At 42.7% G+C, this 17,846-nt stretch carries 15 protein-coding genes; 3 read left to right on the top strand and 12 right to left on the bottom strand.

The window, feature by feature from the left end; genetic code table 11:
- The 10 genes from KDN43_RS00885 to KDN43_RS00930 form a co-directional block, all read right to left on the bottom strand.
- A complete protein-coding gene (locus KDN43_RS00885) occupies positions 1–3,186 on the bottom strand; it encodes a SusC/RagA family TonB-linked outer membrane protein (RefSeq protein WP_238867825.1) in 3,186 nt (1,061 codons plus the stop codon).
- Positions 3,187–3,579: 393 nt separating this feature from the next.
- The gene (locus KDN43_RS00890; RefSeq protein ID WP_238867826.1) at positions 3,580–4,326 is read right to left on the bottom strand and encodes a DeoR/GlpR family DNA-binding transcription regulator; all 747 of its coding nucleotides are present in this window, start codon (positions 4,324–4,326) and stop codon (positions 3,580–3,582) included.
- Between the two features lie 106 nt (positions 4,327–4,432).
- The gene (locus KDN43_RS00895) at positions 4,433–4,855 is read right to left on the bottom strand and encodes a BT0820 family HAD-type phosphatase (protein ID WP_238867827.1); all 423 of its coding nucleotides are present in this window, start codon (positions 4,853–4,855) and stop codon (positions 4,433–4,435) included.
- 88 nt (positions 4,856–4,943) lie between these two features.
- On the bottom strand, positions 4,944–5,996 hold the full coding sequence (rfbB, locus tag KDN43_RS00900) for a dTDP-glucose 4,6-dehydratase (RefSeq protein ID WP_238867828.1): 1,053 nt from the start codon (positions 5,994–5,996) through the stop codon (positions 4,944–4,946).
- The gene (gene rfbC, locus KDN43_RS00905) at positions 5,981–6,520 is read right to left on the bottom strand and encodes a dTDP-4-dehydrorhamnose 3,5-epimerase (RefSeq protein ID WP_238867829.1); all 540 of its coding nucleotides are present in this window, start codon (positions 6,518–6,520) and stop codon (positions 5,981–5,983) included. Before rfbC ends, rfbB begins: the two co-directional genes overlap by 16 nt.
- A gap of 39 nt (positions 6,521–6,559) precedes the next feature.
- Positions 6,560–7,447, bottom strand: a complete 888-nt coding sequence (gene rfbA, locus KDN43_RS00910) for a glucose-1-phosphate thymidylyltransferase RfbA (protein ID WP_238867830.1) — start codon at positions 7,445–7,447, stop codon at positions 6,560–6,562.
- 75 nt (positions 7,448–7,522) lie between these two features.
- Complete coding sequence (trmD, locus tag KDN43_RS00915; protein ID WP_238869516.1) at positions 7,523–8,197, bottom strand: tRNA (guanosine(37)-N1)-methyltransferase TrmD; 675 nt, start codon at positions 8,195–8,197, stop codon at positions 7,523–7,525.
- A 110-nt stretch (positions 8,198–8,307) separates the two neighbouring features.
- Positions 8,308–10,770 (bottom strand): outer membrane beta-barrel protein, encoded by a 2,463-nt coding sequence (locus KDN43_RS00920; protein ID WP_238867831.1) that lies wholly within the window; start codon positions 10,768–10,770, stop codon positions 8,308–8,310.
- A gap of 179 nt (positions 10,771–10,949) precedes the next feature.
- A complete protein-coding gene (locus KDN43_RS00925; protein WP_238867832.1) occupies positions 10,950–11,117 on the bottom strand; it encodes an Arc family DNA-binding protein in 168 nt (55 codons plus the stop codon).
- Positions 11,118–11,282: 165 nt separating this feature from the next.
- Positions 11,283–12,221 carry an SPFH domain-containing protein gene (locus KDN43_RS00930; RefSeq protein ID WP_238867833.1) on the bottom strand — a complete coding sequence of 313 codons (939 nt, stop codon included), beginning with the start codon at positions 12,219–12,221 and terminating at the stop codon, positions 11,283–11,285.
- Positions 12,222–12,845: 624 nt separating this feature from the next.
- On the opposite strand from KDN43_RS00930, the gene KDN43_RS00935 reads away from it, so the two are divergent.
- The 3 genes from KDN43_RS00935 to KDN43_RS00945 all read left to right on the top strand — a co-directional run bounded on the left by KDN43_RS00935 (position 12,846) and on the right by KDN43_RS00945 (position 15,339).
- Positions 12,846–13,202, top strand: a complete 357-nt coding sequence (locus KDN43_RS00935; protein WP_238867834.1) for a LysO family transporter — start codon at positions 12,846–12,848, stop codon at positions 13,200–13,202.
- A gap of 15 nt (positions 13,203–13,217) precedes the next feature.
- The gene (locus KDN43_RS00940) at positions 13,218–13,820 is read left to right on the top strand and encodes a lysine exporter LysO family protein (RefSeq protein WP_238867835.1); all 603 of its coding nucleotides are present in this window, start codon (positions 13,218–13,220) and stop codon (positions 13,818–13,820) included.
- Positions 13,821–14,199: 379 nt separating this feature from the next.
- The gene (locus KDN43_RS00945; protein WP_238867836.1) at positions 14,200–15,339 is read left to right on the top strand and encodes a metallophosphoesterase; all 1,140 of its coding nucleotides are present in this window, start codon (positions 14,200–14,202) and stop codon (positions 15,337–15,339) included.
- Here the strand turns inward: KDN43_RS00945 and KDN43_RS00950 are convergent.
- Positions 15,323–16,615 carry a UDP-N-acetylmuramoyl-tripeptide--D-alanyl-D-alanine ligase gene (locus tag KDN43_RS00950; RefSeq protein ID WP_238867837.1) on the bottom strand — a complete coding sequence of 431 codons (1,293 nt, stop codon included), beginning with the start codon at positions 16,613–16,615 and terminating at the stop codon, positions 15,323–15,325. The genes KDN43_RS00945 and KDN43_RS00950 overlap by 17 nt on opposite strands.
- A 19-nt stretch (positions 16,616–16,634) precedes the next feature.
- Positions 16,635–17,804, bottom strand: coding sequence for a C1 family peptidase (locus tag KDN43_RS00955; RefSeq protein ID WP_238867838.1), 1,170 nt, complete (start codon positions 17,802–17,804; stop codon positions 16,635–16,637).
- Between the last annotated feature and the right edge of the window lie 42 nt (positions 17,805–17,846).

Raw genomic sequence — 17,846 nt, forward strand, 5'->3', positions numbered from 1 at the left:
TTAGAAAGTTAATTTGACACCGGCGTTGAAAATCCTCAGTTGCGGATAATTTTGCGTTTCGCTGCTATTGCTCTCCGGGTCTACTATTTTAAGTGTGTCGAAAGTCAATAAGTTGTAACCGCCAATATAAACACGCAGGTTGTTCACGCCGGTTGTACCCCCTAACAATCTACCGGGAAGGTTTACGCCCAGTTCAATGTTTTTCAGCCGCAAAAATGAAGCATCCCGGTGCCAATAGGTAGAGGGATAGACACCGGCATTATTGATGGCGCCTCCCACACCGGGTTTATTGGCGGTTGGATTTTCTTTCGACCAGCGTCCCTCGGCAATGTCACGCATGATATTTCCCTCGGCAGGGTCAATGCGTGGCGTGACATAAAAATTGGCCCGTGCCTGTCCCTGGAAAAGGAGTGAGCAGTCGAACATTTTATAGCGCGCGTCAAACGACAAACCATACACAATTTCCGGTATGGTGGAAAGATCCGTTCGCTTCCTGTCTTTACTGGTAATTATATTGGGATCGGAAGGATTGGGGTCGTTCCGTTTGAAAATGAAATCTCCAAGCACTGCACCTGGTATTTGCGGATATTTTTTCAAATCCTCCTCCGTCTTATTGATTCCGATCACTTCATACAGGAGCCGTGCTCCCATGGGACGCCCTTCCTGTTTCAGATAATCATACCCCTCACCCCAAGGGACTTCGTCCATGTATACAACGCTGTTTTTGACATAGAGGAAGTTGCCGGACAGGTTATATGTAAAGTTGCCAGATTTTCCCATATGGGCAAGTTGAAGTTCAATTCCTTTGTTGTTCACGACACCTATATTTTCATCGGGAAGGGAAGTCAACCCCGTGTAGGAGGGTACCGATGCATTTCTCGTACATAAGATGTTGCTGCGCTCTGTTTTGAATACTTCTGCTTCAAATCCCAGTTTCCCCTTCCATAAGGTTCCATCCAATCCGATATTGTAGGTTTTGGCTACTTCCCAGGTTACATTCACATTGGGTAAAATGCCCGGATAGATACCGTTCACCTGTTTATCACCAAATACTTGCGAGCGACCATACTTATAAGTTGTCATAAATTGATACTGGTCAATTTTGTCATTTCCCTGTTCTCCATATGAGGCACGAATTTTCAGGTTGTCGATAAGCGGAAGGCTATGTTTTATAAAATCTTCTTCGGATATCCTCCATCCTACCGATACGCCGGGAAAAAGCCCCCATCGCTTATTTTTTGGAAAGTTTTCGGAGCCGTCGTAACGAAGAATAAACTGGGTCAGGTATTTCCCTTCGTAATCATAGGAGAGGCGTCCGAAGAATCCTCTTCGTGCTGTTTCCGATGCCGAGCCGGTATTATCATAATAAGTTTTGTCCAGGTCACCTGCGAAGAGTTCGTCAATTGCATCTTGTGAATATTGGTTCCGTTCGGCCTGAAGGATGTCATTCCGTGAACTGCTTTGTTCAAACCCTATCATAGCTCCCACGTTGTGTGCCATGTTAAAGGTCCGCTCGTAATTGATGGTACCATTGATTGTCAACGCCCAGGCGGGCACGTACCTCTCAAGCAGCTGAGGAGTGACTACGTCTTGCGACTTGTATTGATCGTATTCCTGGGTGGTTTCATTATACAGGTAGTAGGTATAGGGCGTTTGCCATCTTTTTCTAAAGGAACTGGTGTTATCGTAAGCCACGCGCCCCATGAGCGACAATCCCTCCACCCATTTGCCCAAATCCCAGTCTGCCGACAGAGTGGTGTTCAAGCGCTGCAGGCGGGTTTTATTGTATCCGGTGCGATTGCTGACCAGTGCGACCGGGTTGCCTCCCCCGGCAAGCAATCCATTGGGATAATAAGCAGCCTGGGTAGGAAATCTGTCCCTGGTCCGATAAAAAATACCGTATTCATCACTGGGGTATGCAGAATAGTGTTTGTTTTGTATCCGTGCCGACACGTCCACTCCCACTTTAAAGCCTGAGGTGACATTCACGTCGGTATTCGATCGTAAATTCAGCTGGTCATACCTGGTAGCGCTTTCGCGGTAGATACCATCCTGCGTAACAGCACCTAAAGAGACAAAATATGCCACCACATTGGTTCCCCCACCAAATGAGAGATTGTATTTATGCTGGAGGGAAGCCGGTTTGATGATCTCTTTGAACCAGTCGGTATTGGGATAGAGAATCGGATCCGATCCGTCGGAGAATTTCTGAATCTCCTCCGCCGTATACCGGGGACTTTGTCCTATCTTGTCGTTTCGTTCGTTGTACAATTGGGCAAAGGTGGGGGCATCTACCATATCCAACAGGCGGGTGGGCTGTTGGATTCCCATGTCATAGGAAAATGTGATTTCCGGTTTTCTTTCTTTTTGTCCCCGCTTCGTGGTTACCAAGATGACACCGTTTGCGGAGCGCGACCCGTAAATAGCGGCAGAGGCATCTTTCAAGATGGTGATGGATTCTATATCATTCGGATTCAAAAAGCTGAGCGATTCCCGCCCTGGAACGCCATCAATAATTATTAAAGGAGAGTTATCTCCTAATGTACTGCGACCACGAATAAAAATGGTGGTTGCTTCTGCACCCGGCTCGCCACTCCGGTTGTTGACAATCACCCCCGGTGTACGTCCTGCAAGCGAAGAGGAGATGTCTATCGAGGCACTTTTCTGGATCTCTTCTCCCGATGTGCTTGTGACGGATCCCGTTAGTGTGAGTTTCTTCTGGGTTCCATACCCAACAACCACCACTTCGTCCAGCGCCTTTGTATCCTCTTCAAGAATAATATTGAAAACCGTTTTGTTCGTGATGTTGATGTCCTGTTCCAAGTATCCGATATAAGAAATATGAATCACGACGTTCTCCGCTACATTCAGCCGAAAACGCCCGTTGATATCGGTTACAGTTCCGTTGCTCCTATCGTTTTTTTCTATCACATTGGCCCCGATGATGGGATGCCCGTCCGTGTCAGTGACCGTACCAGTAATCTCCCTTTTTTGTTGTTGAAGGAGAGAGATCGCTCCAGTGATCAATTCGTTGCGGTTTTCATACGCCATTGGATAGCTGCTAAAGCCCGTGTGGGCTTTCATGAAAAAAACAGGTAAAAAGAAGTAAGCAATAATCAGACTGATGAGTTGTCTTATGCATACCTTATAGGTTAATCTATTACCTGATGAGTTTACTTTGTTCATACAGTTACGTTTGTTTTAGTGAGTGACTTTAAAACTTACCGCCATTTATTTGCGTTTATATGCGTTTTTTATTTATAGAATATTGCAAATATACGCATATACTGATGCATAAATAAAGAAAAAGGGAAAATAATAAAAATATTAACATAATATAACTTTAACAAAAAAAGGAAAATGAAAGGGGAATTCTGTCTTATTTGTGTTATAAAGTGAAATAAGATTAAATTATATTTGTTATTACAACTGCAAATGGATAACAAATATTAACGATGTGTTATTTATTTTTAAGCTTATCAAGTGGTCTCTTTCTTTATCCTTCTTGACAGTTGTAGTCCTAAAATAGAAAGGTAAGAAATGGATAGGAAAACGATACAGATTGGAAAGTGTGTTGTATTACATGATTTTGATCTGTTTTTTATATTGGGAAAGTTCTTTATCTTTTGGATCCAGTTCGGTAATTAAATAGCTGATATTGCTCAAGTCGGCCACTTTGTATCGTTTCGAAATATTCAATTTTTCGGAAATTGACAGCAATGCCGTTTGTTTCGCCGCTTTTATCATTGCCTTATTCACTTGCACAGTCTCCCAATCGATATCAGTAAATCCATTATCAATTGAAATGGCATTTACACCCATAAAACAAATATCACATTGAATCTCTGAGATTTCATTGATAACGCTTGCTCCCGTATGTATATTGACATTTTTATTCAACTTACCTCCAATGGTATAAACGTCGATTTTTTCATAGTCAGATAAAGTAATGGCAACTTGAGGACTGACAGTAAAAATAGTAAGATTCATATTTTTAGGAAGTTGAGTGGCTAATTCTAAAATAGTGGTTCCTCCCTCAAAAAGCAAAATCATATTATTCTGTATCAGACCAAGAGCTTTCGAAGCAATTATTTTCTTTTCTTCATGTGCATAAATACTTTCATCAGCCATAAAAGGACGGACAAGCGATTTACTGATGGCCCCCCCATGTACCCGGATAATTCTATTTTCGTCCGAAAGCTCCTTTAAATCTCTTCTAACAGTATCCTCTGAAACATTTAATAATTCACTCAAGTCAACAGATAATACAGTGTTATGAAGATTTATCTCCTTCATAATAATTTTATGTCGTTCTTTTTTTAACATAAACATCAAATTACAAGAAACAAATAAAAAATATCAAGAGTAAAATTACATGAATCCTCACTCACCTCCAAACAGGTTAAATAAAAATCACGCTACTTAAGGGGATTCATCTTCTACTGAACAATCCTCTTTTCTTCTTCGGTTCCGGCATTCCCGATGAACCGGCCATGATCTGCAAAGCATTTCCCTTATTCACGGTGGCATTCACTGCGTTGTAAATTACCCCCCAATCAGGCAATCCGCCCAGGTTACGGTCGTCAATAAACAGGTCTGCCCCCAGTTTGCGGGAGGCTTTCTCTCTGTCTTCCCCCGGGTGATTGGCATTTTCTGCGTAAAAATAGAGCCCCCGTTCGGCGCAATAATCTATTGCCTCCTGCAACAACTGTCCCTCACGGACTGTCCAAAGTATCAGCTTGTGGTTGTCTTTTTGTAATTGGAGGAGCGTCTCAATGGCGAACGGGATTGGCCTGCCTATGGCGGGATATTCGTGTTCGACGATGGTGCCGTCGAAGTCTACTGCTATAACCATTTTTTCTAACTTTCGATAATGTTGCTGTAATGATTTGCAAAGATAGAAAAAAAATGGCGGAAAGGGGGAGTCTCTTTTTGATCCTCCCTTATTCCCCGTACATTTTGCGGTAGTAGTGCTGGTAATCGCCACTGGTCACACTGTCAAGCCAGTCCTGATGATCAAGATACCAACGCACGGTTTTTTCAATGCCTTCCTCAAACTGCAGGGAAGGTTCCCAAGCAAGTTCGTTCCGGAGTTTTGACGCGTCGATGGCATAGCGCAGATCGTGGCCGGCACGGTCGGTAACATAGGTGATGAGCTTTTCAGACGCTCCCTCTTCTCTTCCCAGTATCCGGTCAACGGCCTTGATAACCACTCGTATCAAATCAATGTTCTTCCACTCGTTACCTCCTCCAATGTTATACGTTTCTCCCACCCTGCCGCGGTGAAAGATCAGATCAATCGCCCGGGCGTGGTCTTCCACATAAAGCCAGTCTCTGACATTCTCTCCCTTCCCGTAAACCGGAAGCGGCTTGTTGTCACGAATATTATTGATGAAGAGCGGGATCAGCTTTTCCGGAAACTGATAGGGTCCGTAATTGTTGGAGCAGTTGGAAAGAACAACCGGCAGGCCGTAGGTGTCGTGATAAGCCCGAACAAAGTGGTCGGACGATGCCTTAGAGGCGGAATAAGGACTGTGTGGATCGTAGCGAGTCTCTTCCGTGAAGAGCGTATCATCAAAGCCCAGAGAACCGTACACCTCGTCGGTAGAGATATGATAAAACAGCTTCCCGTCGTAGTTTCCTTTCCAGGCTCCTTTGGCTGATTGTAATAAATTCAGCGTTCCAATCACGTTTGTCCTGGCAAAAGAGAAAGGATCTGTGATCGACCGGTCTACATGACTTTCGGCAGCCAAATGAATCACGCCGTCTATTTTAAGTGTCTCAAAGACCATCTGCATGGCATCGAAATCACAAATGTCCGCCTTTATAAAGCGGTAATTCTGCTTCTCCTCCAGATCCCTCAGATTGGAAAGGTTGCCGGCATAAGTGAGTTTATCAAGGTTTATAATCTCATCATCAGGGTATTTATTGACGAACAGCCGGACAACATGTGAGCCGATGAATCCTGCCCCTCCGGTAATTAATATGTGTCGCATAATAATGGGTTATTCATGTCTTTTTCCGATAAAATGATGTCATCTGCCGAGAGATGCCAGTCGATATCCAAACGGGGATCATTCCAACGTATGGCCCTCTCGTGCTTAGGAGAATAGTAATTGTCACATTTATACTGAAAAATTACTTCATCACTCAACACGGCAAATCCATGAGCAAATCCCCGGGGTATAAATAACTGTAGTTTATTGTCTTCCGATATCTCAAGCGAGAAATATTGGCCAAACGTGGGAGAGTCTTTCCTGATATCCACAGCTACATCGAGCACACGGCCTTTTACCACGCGCACAAGCTTGGCCTGTTCAAAGGGAGGTATCTGAAAATGTAACCCCCTCAACACTCCGTATTGCGATTTGCTCTCATTGTCCTGCACAAAATGGGTTTTGCATACCTTTTCCTCGAATTCTCTCCAGGAAAATGACTCAAAAAAGTAACCCCGTTCATCCTCAAAAACCTTGGGTCTTAGTATTGACAACCCCTCTATTTCCGTTCGATTCACTTCCATATGCCACCTTTCAATTCTCTTCAATAATTTGAATATAATTCAATTTCCTTGGCCTGACTCCACCAATTTCAACAGATACTCTCCATACTGGTTCTTTCTCATGGACTCTGCCATTCGCTTGAGATCATCATTTGAAATCCATCCGTTGTGCCAGGCAATCTCCTCGAGACATGATATTTTAAGTCCCTGTCTTTTTTCCAGGACCTCAATAAAGGTGGATGCTTCCGAAAGTGAATCGTGGGTACCTGTATCAAGCCAGGCAAAACCTCTTCCAAAACGTTGCATTCGCAACCTGCCTTCTTGCAGGAAGGACTGATTTACAGAAGTGATCTCCAGCTCGCCACGTGCAGAAGGTTTTATCTGTTTTGCAATCTCCACAACCTGGTTCGGGTAGAAATACAATCCCGTAACTGCCCAATTCGACTTCGGCGCGATTGGCTTTTCTTCAATAGTCAACACTTGACCTTTTTCATCGAACTCAGCAACGCCGTACCTTTCGGGGTTATTTACAAAATAACCAAAAACCGTGGCCAATGCATTATTTTCTGCTTCTTCGACTGCTTTTTTTAACAAATCGGGGAAGCCGTTACCGTAGAAAATGTTGTCACCCAATACCAGGCTGACAGCGTCGTTTCCAATAAATTCCTCCCCGATGATGAATGCCTGTGCCAGTCCGTCGGGACTGGGTTGCTCCGCATAGGTGAATTGTACGCCATAATCGGTACCATCACCCAACAACCTCCGGAAAGCAGGCAGGTCCTGAGGTGTGGAGATAATAAGAATGTCTCTTATGCCCGCAAGCATTAATGCTGAAATGGGATAATAAATCATGGGCTTGTCAAAGATGGGAAGCAGTTGTTTGGAAACCCCCTTTGTAATCGGATATAATCTTGTACCGGAGCCTCCGGCTAGTACGATACCTTTCATAATTATTTCGTTTCTTGTTACTCGCTTCGCATTATTTGTGCCATGCGCGTTGGTTACTGTGCCAGAGTTAATTATTTAGCGCATCAGATCGGGACGAAGGCGTCTAGTACGTTCTATCGACTGTTCATGGCGCCATTCCGCAATTTTTCGCTCATGACCCGAGAGAAGTACTGCCGGAACTTTCCAGCCCTTATACTCTGCCGGACGGGTGTAGACAGGTGGTGCGAGCAATCCGTCCTGAAACGAATCGGAAAGCGCCGACTGCTCATCTCCTATGGCACCGGGAATCACTCTTACAACGGCATCGGCAATCATGGCGGCAACCAGTTCTCCACCGGTGAGCACAAAATCACCGATCGAGATCTCCCGGGTGACCAGATGTTCCCTTACCCGGTAATCGATCCCCTTATAGTGTCCGCAGAGTATAATGATGTTCTGCATCATCGAAAGTTCATTGGCAACGGATTGAGTGAACTGTTCCCCGTCGGGCGTAGTGAAAATAACCTCATCATATTTACGCTGAGACTTCAGAAACGTGATGACCCGGTCGATCGGTTCAATCTGCATCACCATCCCCGCTTCCCCTCCAAAGGGATAATCATCTATCCGTTTGTGCTTATCGAGTGTATAATCACGAAGGTTATGAAGGCCAAAATCAACCAATCCCTTATCCTGGGCCCGCTTCAGAATGCTGTTGTGAAGGGCCCCTTCTATCATTTCCGGTAAAACCGTAATAATATCAATCCTCATCATTTACGATTTTCAATATTCGATTACATCAATAAAATTTTCAATATGAAAATCTCATAGCCAAATATCAATTAACACCAAAAATAACAGAAAAAAGTATCAATGCAAAATCAATTTCCCGTGGGGGCTGTACTTGTTCCTTGCTGCGTGTTACCCTCTCCCTGCATCACATCTTCGTTGCTGATGCTGCGCTGCACCTTTTTCATGGATGTTTTCAAGTCGCCAAACCGATATGTCACACTAATCCGGAAATTTCGCATTGGGTTCATGAACTCGCTCTTCTGGGTAAACCCCACACCAGTGGTGGTGGAGGTAAATGCCCTGTATTTTGAAAATAGATTTTGTATGTTAAGGGCCAGGTCAAGTTTTTTCTCCAAAATGCTTTTTTGAAGACTAAAAGAGTAAAAATAGAAAGCCGACTGTACCGTCTGCAACTGAATACGGTTCAAAAACAAACCACCATTGGCACCCACCCTGAAATCCCCGGGAAAGGTAAAGGTCAATCCGCCAAATGCACGTCCTGAGAAACCACTGTTCTTCAATTCACTGTTTTCTGTGCTTTGGATATCGGTATAATTCAGACCTCCATTCAGATAGGTGCGAATCATCTGGGTTGGCGTCCAGCTCACGTATACATTCGTTCCTACTGTATGGTTTCGCCCGATGTTGGCGTACGTATTGTGGGTTACCCCATTCTGCACAAAGCTGTAACCGGTAACGGCATTTTTTGCGAAAGCGTAACTGAGCGTGACATTGAAGTTCAACTTTTGTGAAAAGGAGCCATAGTTTATGTTGAAATTGTGCTGCTGCTCCGCATCGAGTCTGGGATTTCCATAACTGATATTGTTGGGGTCCACATCGTTGACATAGGGATTCAGGTACCATATTCCGGGACGGGAGATACGCATGTTATAGCCCCCGCGTAATGTGTTTGTCATTCCGAGCTGGTAGGAAAGTGTGGCGGAGGGGACCAGATCGAAAAAACCGGTTTGTATAATCGTATCCAGGTTGTTACTCATGAAGTGGATATTCTGTTCAGTATTTTCAGCGCGCAATCCAAGCTTCATTCCAATTTTACCCGTTTTATAACCATAGCCGGCATATCCGGAGGTGATATTCTGGGTATGCTCCAGATCGTTTTTTCGGTCCGGATCGGGCTTCCAGGTACCCTCATTCACATCAAAGAAGGTATGATCGGTCCAACTTGAGTTATCTCTGTAAATATACTTTAATCCCGCTTCCACACTATGTTTTCCGTTCAACGGATTCACATAGTCCATCTGGCCTGTGTGTTCGCTTCCACCGGCATCATTTGCACTTTTTATCCGATGTCCATCAAGGTAATAAAACGAACCCGTCACATCATCATATGTACTTTCATATTCACTGTCGTTGGGATTATTCTCGAACCGGTATGAGGCGGTGAGCATCTCACCCTTCTTTTTGAAACTACGCTGGTAGTCGGCCGACAGGTTCATCCCGCCAAACTGATTCATACTCTCATTGCGTGTTTTATAGCTATAGGACCGGGCACCTGCGGAAAGAGCTTCCTGCAGGTTTAGCGAATTGAATTTTCCTCCAAAGCGGGAGGCCGACAGGTTGAAGAGATTTAACGTATCCGGTTCAAAACTGATTGATCCGTTCAGGAAGAGCCCGCCTCCATCGCTTTTATTGGTACCGTTGAGGGTGAGGGTATTTTGTGGATTCGGAGTATATTCTTCCCGCATGAAACCCGACTCCGACTCGGGACGTTTATGATAATAATAGCCGGAATTGCCGGTGAAACCGAACTTACCATACCTGGTAGCAAGGTAAGCATTACCGCCATATCCACCAAAGGTGTCGCCGTTAGCTCCAACAGATCCGGAATAGCCGTCATCGACACGCTTATCGGTAACAATGTTGATAATGCCTCCAACCCCTTCTGCATCATACTTAACACCTGGATCCGTAATCACTTCTATATCCTTTACGCTGTTGGCAGGCATACTCTTCAGTACCTGCGATGGGTTACCTGAAATCATATTTGATGGTTTTCCGTTCAGATATATTTTAAAGTTGCTTGAACCTTTCAACTGAATTTCATCTTCACCGTCCACTGTAACAAGCGGTACTTTACGTAACAGGTCTAGTACGTTTGAGGTTGATGATTCAGGATCGTCCTTTGCACTGTAGGTCAGCTTATCTATCTCAACCTTCACCAAAGGCTTTTGAGCGGTCACGCTCACCTCTTCGAGTTCAATTGAGCTCTCGTCCATTGCAATCTCTCCCAGGTCTAGCGGATTCTGAGAAGTGGATACTTCAACAAGTTTCTTCAGGCCGTTCATCCCAACAAAATGGAAAATAAATATGTATTTTCCGGGGGTTAGCGCAGTGGAGAAGGTACCGTTCTCTTGTGTTGCCAGCCTTTTTACTGTATTGGCCGGATTAGACTCACGTGCAACCGAGATGGTAACATATGGCAGTCCGGCCTTGTCATCAGCCGAAACCAGTTTACCTTTTACGGTGACATTTTGAGCAGTCATACTCATTGATATGACACAGAATAGAACTAAAATCTGAAATAGTTTCATTGCGGGTTTTTATAGATTTTGGAATTTAAAGCATTAAAAGTACATATATATTCGCGAATTCCAGAGAAGACAGGTTACTGTTACATATATTTAACACAGTCCCAGACAAAGTACTTTGCCTGGGAATTGGCTGATGGAGGCATTGTTACATATATCTAACACAGCCTCCCCAAAAATAATCATTCCGATTTCAAGCGTCCGCTCTTTTTGAGTGCCTGATCAAGTATCCATTGAATCTGCCCATTCACACTGCGAAATTCGTCGGCAGCCCATTTCTCAATAGCCTCCATGGTTTCCGGATCTAATCGCAAGGCGAAATTTCTAGTCGTTTTTCCTTTTCCAGTCATTTTCCTTCTCTCTCCATCTTGCCGGGTTTTGCTGATATCTCTTTCAAATGATATGGATGCTGTTTAGCAATCAACAACTTCGAACAATTTTTCAGTTTAAACTGCAAATCCATACATCCATATATGTTATGCACCATTTCTCCTTTCCTCCTCGCAGCCCTTGTCTTACTGATACAACGTGCCCGTGTTTAATACAGGTTGAGCCGACTCATCGGCGCAAAGTACCACAAGCAGGTTACTCACCATAGCAGCCTTTTTATCACTATCAAGTTCAACAATACTCTCATCCTCAATTCTGTCGAGCGCCATCTTAACCATAGTAACAGCACCTTCAACTATCTTTTCGCGAGCCGAAATAATTGCTTCAGCCTGCTGGCGACGAAGCATCACAGCTGCAATCTCGGGTGCATAGGCCAGATAATTGATACGTGCTTCAACGATCTCTATCCCGGCCATATCGAGGCGGCTGTTGAGCTCTTTCAGCAGGTCATTGTTTATCTCTTCACCACCCGATCGCAATGTAATTTCGTTACCGGTGGCAACATTGTTGTCGTAAGCATATTGCCCGGCAACCTGACGCAAAGCAGCATCACTCTGCACAGCGACAAAATTCTCAAATGCGTCCATCTGCTTACTTACAGTGTAAGTAACTGCTCCATCTTTCCCCATCTTCGATGCCATAGTTTGTGCATCAATCTCAAACATAGCTTTGTAAGTATCCCTCAATTTCCAAACAAGCACCAATCCAATCAGCACCGGATTTCCTACTTTATCGTTCACTTTAATTGGCTCAACGTTTAAGTTACGGGCCCTCATAGATAGCTTTTTCCTAGTCATGAACGGATTTACCCAAAAGAATCCGGTCTCTTTAAGTACACCTTTATATTTTCCGAAGAAAATCATCACAATAGCTTCATTCGGCTCAAGCTTTGTAAAGCCAAACATGAGGATAACCCATACAACAATCATAAAAATACCTGCAAAAATTCCCCAAACGCCTTGAAAGAAAATCCACATGGTAGCTGCCAACAGAACAAGCAATAAAAAAAGCATCAGGAAGCCATTGGTTTTAAAACCTTTAAATTTGAATTCATTTGTTTCCATAAATTAAATATTTAAAATGATGTTATTTTGATATCACAAATATATCACTTTTTTTATGATTACGACTCTTTTCCCTTATTTTTTGCATAATTCCTGCAAATATTCAAATTGATAAGCTATTTTGTCATTCTGTGATTAATATTTCATTGAGTCATCTTTGGAATGTCAAAAATAAGAGTTTTGAATACTTAACCAGCTGATATTCAAAAGTCGCTTTATTATTAAATAACTTTTCAGGTGGGCACTATATTGCAGTTAAAAGTTATATTTTTTTCACCTCGATTCTTTTTCATACTTTTGTTGCACTATTGAGTCTGCTCCGAAAACCCCAAAACCCGATTTCAGAAGGTCGCATCTCGCTGAATATCAATGGCGTTTTTGTGGAATTTTCAGCAAAAAAGACTTATCGGAGGGGACTCACTATTTGAGTTGGGTCAAAAGAGCAAGGGCCAAGCTTGCTTGAGCTTTGCCAAGGCGAGCAACTTTTTCGTTTAGTGATGTGCAGAAGATTAATTCATTCGGATTTTATTGTCGCGAGCAAAAGCAGAACGAAAATCAAACAATATAACAGAGTTCAAAAAGAAGAACGAAAGTCAAAAAATACTATTTAATAAAAATAGCTCAATGATTAAAATTATCCTTTGCATAGTATCCGGTATTCTGGCAGGATATATTGTCAGGAACAGAGTCTTTGTGAAACATACCGGAATGCTATTAAGTGTGGTAATAATGCTCTTGCTCTTTTTTCTGGGTGTATCGGTAGGGAAAAATGAAGAGGTATTAAATAATTTTTCCGCTATCGGACTCGATGCATTTTTATTGACTGTTGGGGGAACAGTGGGCAGCCTGTTATGTGCGAAATGGGTCTATAAAAGATTTTTTGACAAATGCTCGAAGGATAAAAACAAAAATAACACAAGTATTAGCCCTTCTTTTTCCGACAAGTCAAACACAAATTTGCCTTATAGCGAGAACAGTTGAAATTAAATAAGAGCGATGAGACAATCCCTTATATACCTTCTTCTTTTTATTACCGGTGTTGTGCTTTCAGTGCTGGGATTAATACCTGAAGCATTGAGTGAAAGCAATATCTCTGAGTGGGTACTTTATCTGTTACTTTTTCTTGTAGGTATTCAGATTGGCTCAGGCAAAAATATGTTCACCGCCCTGAAAAGGCATGGATGGCAAATCTCACTTATTCCAATAGCCACCACTGTTGGTACTTTTGCCGGAGTAATAATTGTAAGCCTGTTAATACCTGACAGAAGTGTTACCGACTGCCTTAGCGTAGGCGCTGGTTTTGCCTACTATTCACTCTCGAGTATTATTATCACAGAGTTCAGAGGGGCTGAGTTGGGAACAGTTGCATTACTGGCAAATATTATGCGTGAATTCAGCGTACTAATACTGGCCCCAATTATGGTGAAATATTTCGGGAAGTTGGCACCTATCTCGGCAGGTGGCGCCACAACAATGGACACAACACTTCCTGTAATTACAAAGTATTCAGGAGAGGAATATATTGTTATTGCTCTTTTTCACGGTATAATAATCGATTTTTCAGTGCCTTTATGGGTCTCCTTATTTATAAATCTGTAACGCTGCAAGAGCATGGGCCTCTCTACCCAAACAAGCTATTAGCAACCTCACTTAGAAATAAGCAGTCGATTGCCTGACAGAAAATGGATATATAAAATCAGATATTTAAAATGAACAATAGAAGAAGTATAAAGGAGAATAATTCAGTTAATAGTTGACAGCTCGGTATTTTTTTAAAATAATTCTTATATTTCGCTGAATTTCAATAGAGTATGTTGTTTTCGAAGGCTTAAAGTAACATATTTATTGTCAGCATTATAAGTGATGTTTTAACGAAGTATTAAAAGGTATGATAATAGTATAAAAAAAATCTCAATAATAAAGTAAACAAAAATAGCTGTTATTCTGTTTTTAAGGTCAATGTCAAAACTGCCAAAATATGAGGACACTCATATACTCTTTAATCATTCACCTGACACTAAACATATTGGTTTTCCTAAAAGGGTGGCATGCCTTTGAAGGGAAAAAGGCGGCACGCTTTATACTATCAACGGTTTTTGGAACAGAACTGCTGGTTTATGCCACTGGCTTTATTTTTTATCGAAATATTCCCGGCCACATTATTCAATTTATATTTGTAATGGGTAGCAGCTGGATGCTGTTTCTTTTATATAGTGGTGGACTATGGCTGATTGTTGACATAATCTGGCTCATAGGAAAGAAGCAACTGCGAAAGCCATGGCTACTGAAAGAGCAACCACAGAAGGTTAGGATTTTCTCATTTCTTATTACCGTTTTCATTGTTTCGTGTATCATGACATACGGCAGATACCGGTTCATGCATCCGGTGATACAACAAATAGAGGTTAACGTGAACAAACCGGCAAGAGAACTTGATTCAATAAGGGTTGCAGTAATTGGCGACCTGCATTTGGGATACATGATTAACCGCAGACATGCGAAACGATTTGTGGACTTGATTATGGCACAACAACCCGACCTGATTCTGTTCACTGGCGATATTATTGATTCATACATTAAGCCTGTTCTGGAATCACGGATGGATGAAGAGCTTTCGAGGCTGTCCGCACCATTAGGGGTGTTCTCCTGCACGGGAAACCATGAATATAGATATGATGCCGAGGAGAAAATCAAGCTGCTTAACAATTCCGGCATCGTTATGCTGCGCGATTCAGCTGTTCTTATAGACAGTGCTTTTTATGTTCTGGGGCGTGAAGACCTGGTCGTCCCTGACCGGAAACCACTACATACCATACTTAATGAGCAAAAGGTGGATATCTCTAAAACAGTGATTGTAATGAATCACACTCCTGACAACCTTGATGAAGAGGTTGATGCAGGCGCGGACATCGCGATATACGGGCATACGCACTATGGGCAGGCGTTTCCAGGTAATATCTCAACACGAATAATTTTTGAGGTGCCACACGGTTACAAAAGAAAGCGAAACACACATATATATGTAACATCAGGCATCGGGCTTGCGGGGCCACAGTACCGCATAGGCACAGTTTCAGAGATGATTATGATGACGGTACACTTTATAAGAAGCCGATAGCCTTTTCCAGGTGTACCGAATGGGAACCTTTCAGGAGGATATAATACCCCTCTACCGATTCATTCTTCAATGTATCGATAAGCTCCTCCACATTTTCAAATAAACGGTATGTATTATCCGGCTGATATTTAAAAAGTTCCCCTACAAGATAAATCTTATCATATGGCTGATCTTTAAGAAACTCCATCATTTTGCGGTGTTCATCATAACACACCTCGCCCAACTCTTTCATCTCTCCCAAGATAACCATTTTAGGCAGTATGGAAGGTATTGAGGTGAAGAAATCCAGCGATGCTTTCATGCTGGTGGGGTTGGCATTGTAAGCATCTATTATCAGATCATTTTTTTCTGTACGTTTAAACTGAGATCTGTGGTTTTTTGGTTCATACTCTTCAAGTGCCGCACTTATAAGCTCTGCGTTGATCCCGAAAAATTTACAGACAGCCACTGCAGCAATTGCGTTATCGAAATTGAATTCACCCACCAGGCGGGTATTAACCCTGTAGGATTTGTCGAAAAAATTCCAGTCGAACTCCAGAAAAGGGGTTGCATCGGCAATGGTACCGGAAGCAAATAACGACAGGTCATTCTTCCCATACAATATTCGCCCCATACCTTCAGATCTTTTATATAATATCTCACTGTCTTTATTCACAAATACCTTACCGTTGTGTTCGCGAATAAAATCATAAAGCTCACATTTCGATTTTACAAGATTGTCAAATGAACCAAATCCCTCTAGATGAGCTTTTCCAACATTGGTGATTAATCCGTAATCGGGCTCAGCAATTGCACACAACTCCAGAATGTCGCCCGGATGATTAGCCCCCATTTCAACTACTCCTATTTCATGCGATTTATTCATTGATAGCAACGTAAGCGGTACACCAATATGATTATTAAAGTTTCCCTGAGTGTATGCTACCCTGAACTCTCTGGACAATCCAATGGCAATAAGTTCCTTTGTAGTGGTCTTGCCATTTGTACCGGTAATTCCTATAATGGGTATTTTAAGTTTTTTACGGTGGTAGTTAGCCATTTTTTGGAGCGACTCCAACACATTGTCAACCAGAATTATCCGGTTGTTCTCTTTTTCCGGCTTTTCATCCACTACTGCATATGCACATCCGGCCTCCAAAGCCTCTTCAGCGAAAAGATTTCCATTGAATCGTTCTCCTTTTAACGCGAAAAAGATAGAACCTTTGGAACATAACCGTGAATCGGTGGTTACAGAGGGATATTTAAGAAATATTGAGTAAAGTTCTGCTGTTTCCATTTTAAGTATGCCTTTCAGATTATAACCCCAGCTTCGTTAATATTGTTGCCGGGATGGCATCCTTATGCAATACAATACTTATGGTCTTGTACTTTACAAATGGCTCTGAAGCATACCAAAGGCCATTGTAAACACCGGTTTCGCCCCACGAATTTTTTACCATGTAATACCTGTTTCCTTTTTGATCTTCAGCGATACCGTATATCTGCATTCCATGATCATCAGTTGTCTGATAGTTATCGAAAGACAACTGGCGCATCTCCTGTGTGACGGCTTTTTCTGCCAACATCTCCCGGCCTACTCGACTCCTTAGATCGAAGTCCCGTTCACGGGCCGATAACCCGGTCCATCTTGCCTGGTCACTACCCGCATTATCTGTTGAGTTCACGTCGGGCACAACGGCTATCCCATCGCGGGAGAATCCGGTCTCACTAACATCTGATGCCCAGGCAATGGTATATCCATTCATTATGGCGTTTTCCATAACCTCCATCATTTCTTCAACAGGAAGGTTGTAGGAGTAAGCCCAACGCCAGTTGTCAGGCACTTCAATAGCAAAAGGTTTATAAAACGGGTGGTGTGTGAAAGAGGTGAGGGAGATATAATCGTTCTGATTTAATCCCAGAAAACTGGCAAATGATTGGGCTGTATACTCTTTGCCTTTATAGTTGAAAGTTTCAGGCACTTTACCAAGATAAGAGTCCAATATCCCTGCAAATCCATCAAACCAGACAGGAGAGAGGCTTTTAGCTGCAATTACGCCATCCATGTATCCCTTAAGTACTTTATCCATTTCGCCATGATCGTGCGTTTCAGATCCATAGCTGAGTCCCGGGTAAGCTTCCTCGGGTATGATCCCAAAATCGCTGATAGTCTCTACCACATCGGCAAACGACCCTCCGCCTGCAAAATTTATATGTCCATGGAGCCGTACATATTTCCGTGCCTTGTCTTCATAGTTCCTTCTAACGATGTACATCTCTGAGAGGTCGAACTCGCCTTTCCCCATACGGATTAACTCAGACTCAAGCATTCCAACTCCTGAAAAGCTCCAGCAGGTTCCGGTACTTGACTGATTCTTGATGGGGGTAATCTTATTTTCTTTTATTACGTTGAACTTGTAAGCACTCTGTGACGATAATGTCAGGGTTATTAAGAATAAAGTAAAGATAGTAAAAAGTCTTTTCATACGATTTTTTTATTTTTTAGTATGTCTCATGAAATAGTTGTT

This window comes from Proteiniphilum propionicum, from assembly GCF_022267555.1.
Taxonomy (GTDB): domain Bacteria; phylum Bacteroidota; class Bacteroidia; order Bacteroidales; family Dysgonomonadaceae; genus Proteiniphilum; species Proteiniphilum propionicum.

Bases quoted from the DNA above. Each gene is read 5' to 3' on its own strand.
- KDN43_RS00920 (WP_238867831.1), bottom strand. From the start codon at position 10,770: ATGAAACTATTTCAGATTTTAGTTCTATTCTGTGTCATATCAATGAGT.
- KDN43_RS00930 (WP_238867833.1), bottom strand. From the start codon at position 12,221: ATGGAAACAAATGAATTCAAATTTAAAGGTTTTAAAACCAATGGCTTC.
- rfbA (WP_238867830.1), bottom strand. From the start codon at position 7,447: ATGAAAGGTATCGTACTAGCCGGAGGCTCCGGTACAAGATTATATCCG.
- rfbC (WP_238867829.1), bottom strand. From the start codon at position 6,520: ATGGAAGTGAATCGAACGGAAATAGAGGGGTTGTCAATACTAAGACCC.
- KDN43_RS00950 (WP_238867837.1), bottom strand. From the start codon at position 16,615: ATGGAAACAGCAGAACTTTACTCAATATTTCTTAAATATCCCTCTGTA.
- KDN43_RS00925 (WP_238867832.1), bottom strand. From the start codon at position 11,117: ATGACTGGAAAAGGAAAAACGACTAGAAATTTCGCCTTGCGATTAGAT.
- KDN43_RS00895 (WP_238867827.1), bottom strand. From the start codon at position 4,855: ATGGTTATAGCAGTAGACTTCGACGGCACCATCGTCGAACACGAATAT.
- KDN43_RS00885 (WP_238867825.1), bottom strand. From the start codon at position 3,186: ATGAACAAAGTAAACTCATCAGGTAATAGATTAACCTATAAGGTATGC.
- rfbB (WP_238867828.1), bottom strand. From the start codon at position 5,996: ATGCGACACATATTAATTACCGGAGGGGCAGGATTCATCGGCTCACAT.
- trmD (WP_238869516.1), bottom strand. From the start codon at position 8,197: ATGAGGATTGATATTATTACGGTTTTACCGGAAATGATAGAAGGGGCC.
- KDN43_RS00940 (WP_238867835.1), top strand. From the start codon at position 13,218: ATGAGACAATCCCTTATATACCTTCTTCTTTTTATTACCGGTGTTGTG.
- KDN43_RS00945 (WP_238867836.1), top strand. From the start codon at position 14,200: ATGAGGACACTCATATACTCTTTAATCATTCACCTGACACTAAACATA.
- KDN43_RS00955 (WP_238867838.1), bottom strand. From the start codon at position 17,804: ATGAAAAGACTTTTTACTATCTTTACTTTATTCTTAATAACCCTGACA.
- KDN43_RS00935 (WP_238867834.1), top strand. From the start codon at position 12,846: ATGATTAAAATTATCCTTTGCATAGTATCCGGTATTCTGGCAGGATAT.
- KDN43_RS00890 (WP_238867826.1), bottom strand. From the start codon at position 4,326: ATGTTAAAAAAAGAACGACATAAAATTATTATGAAGGAGATAAATCTT.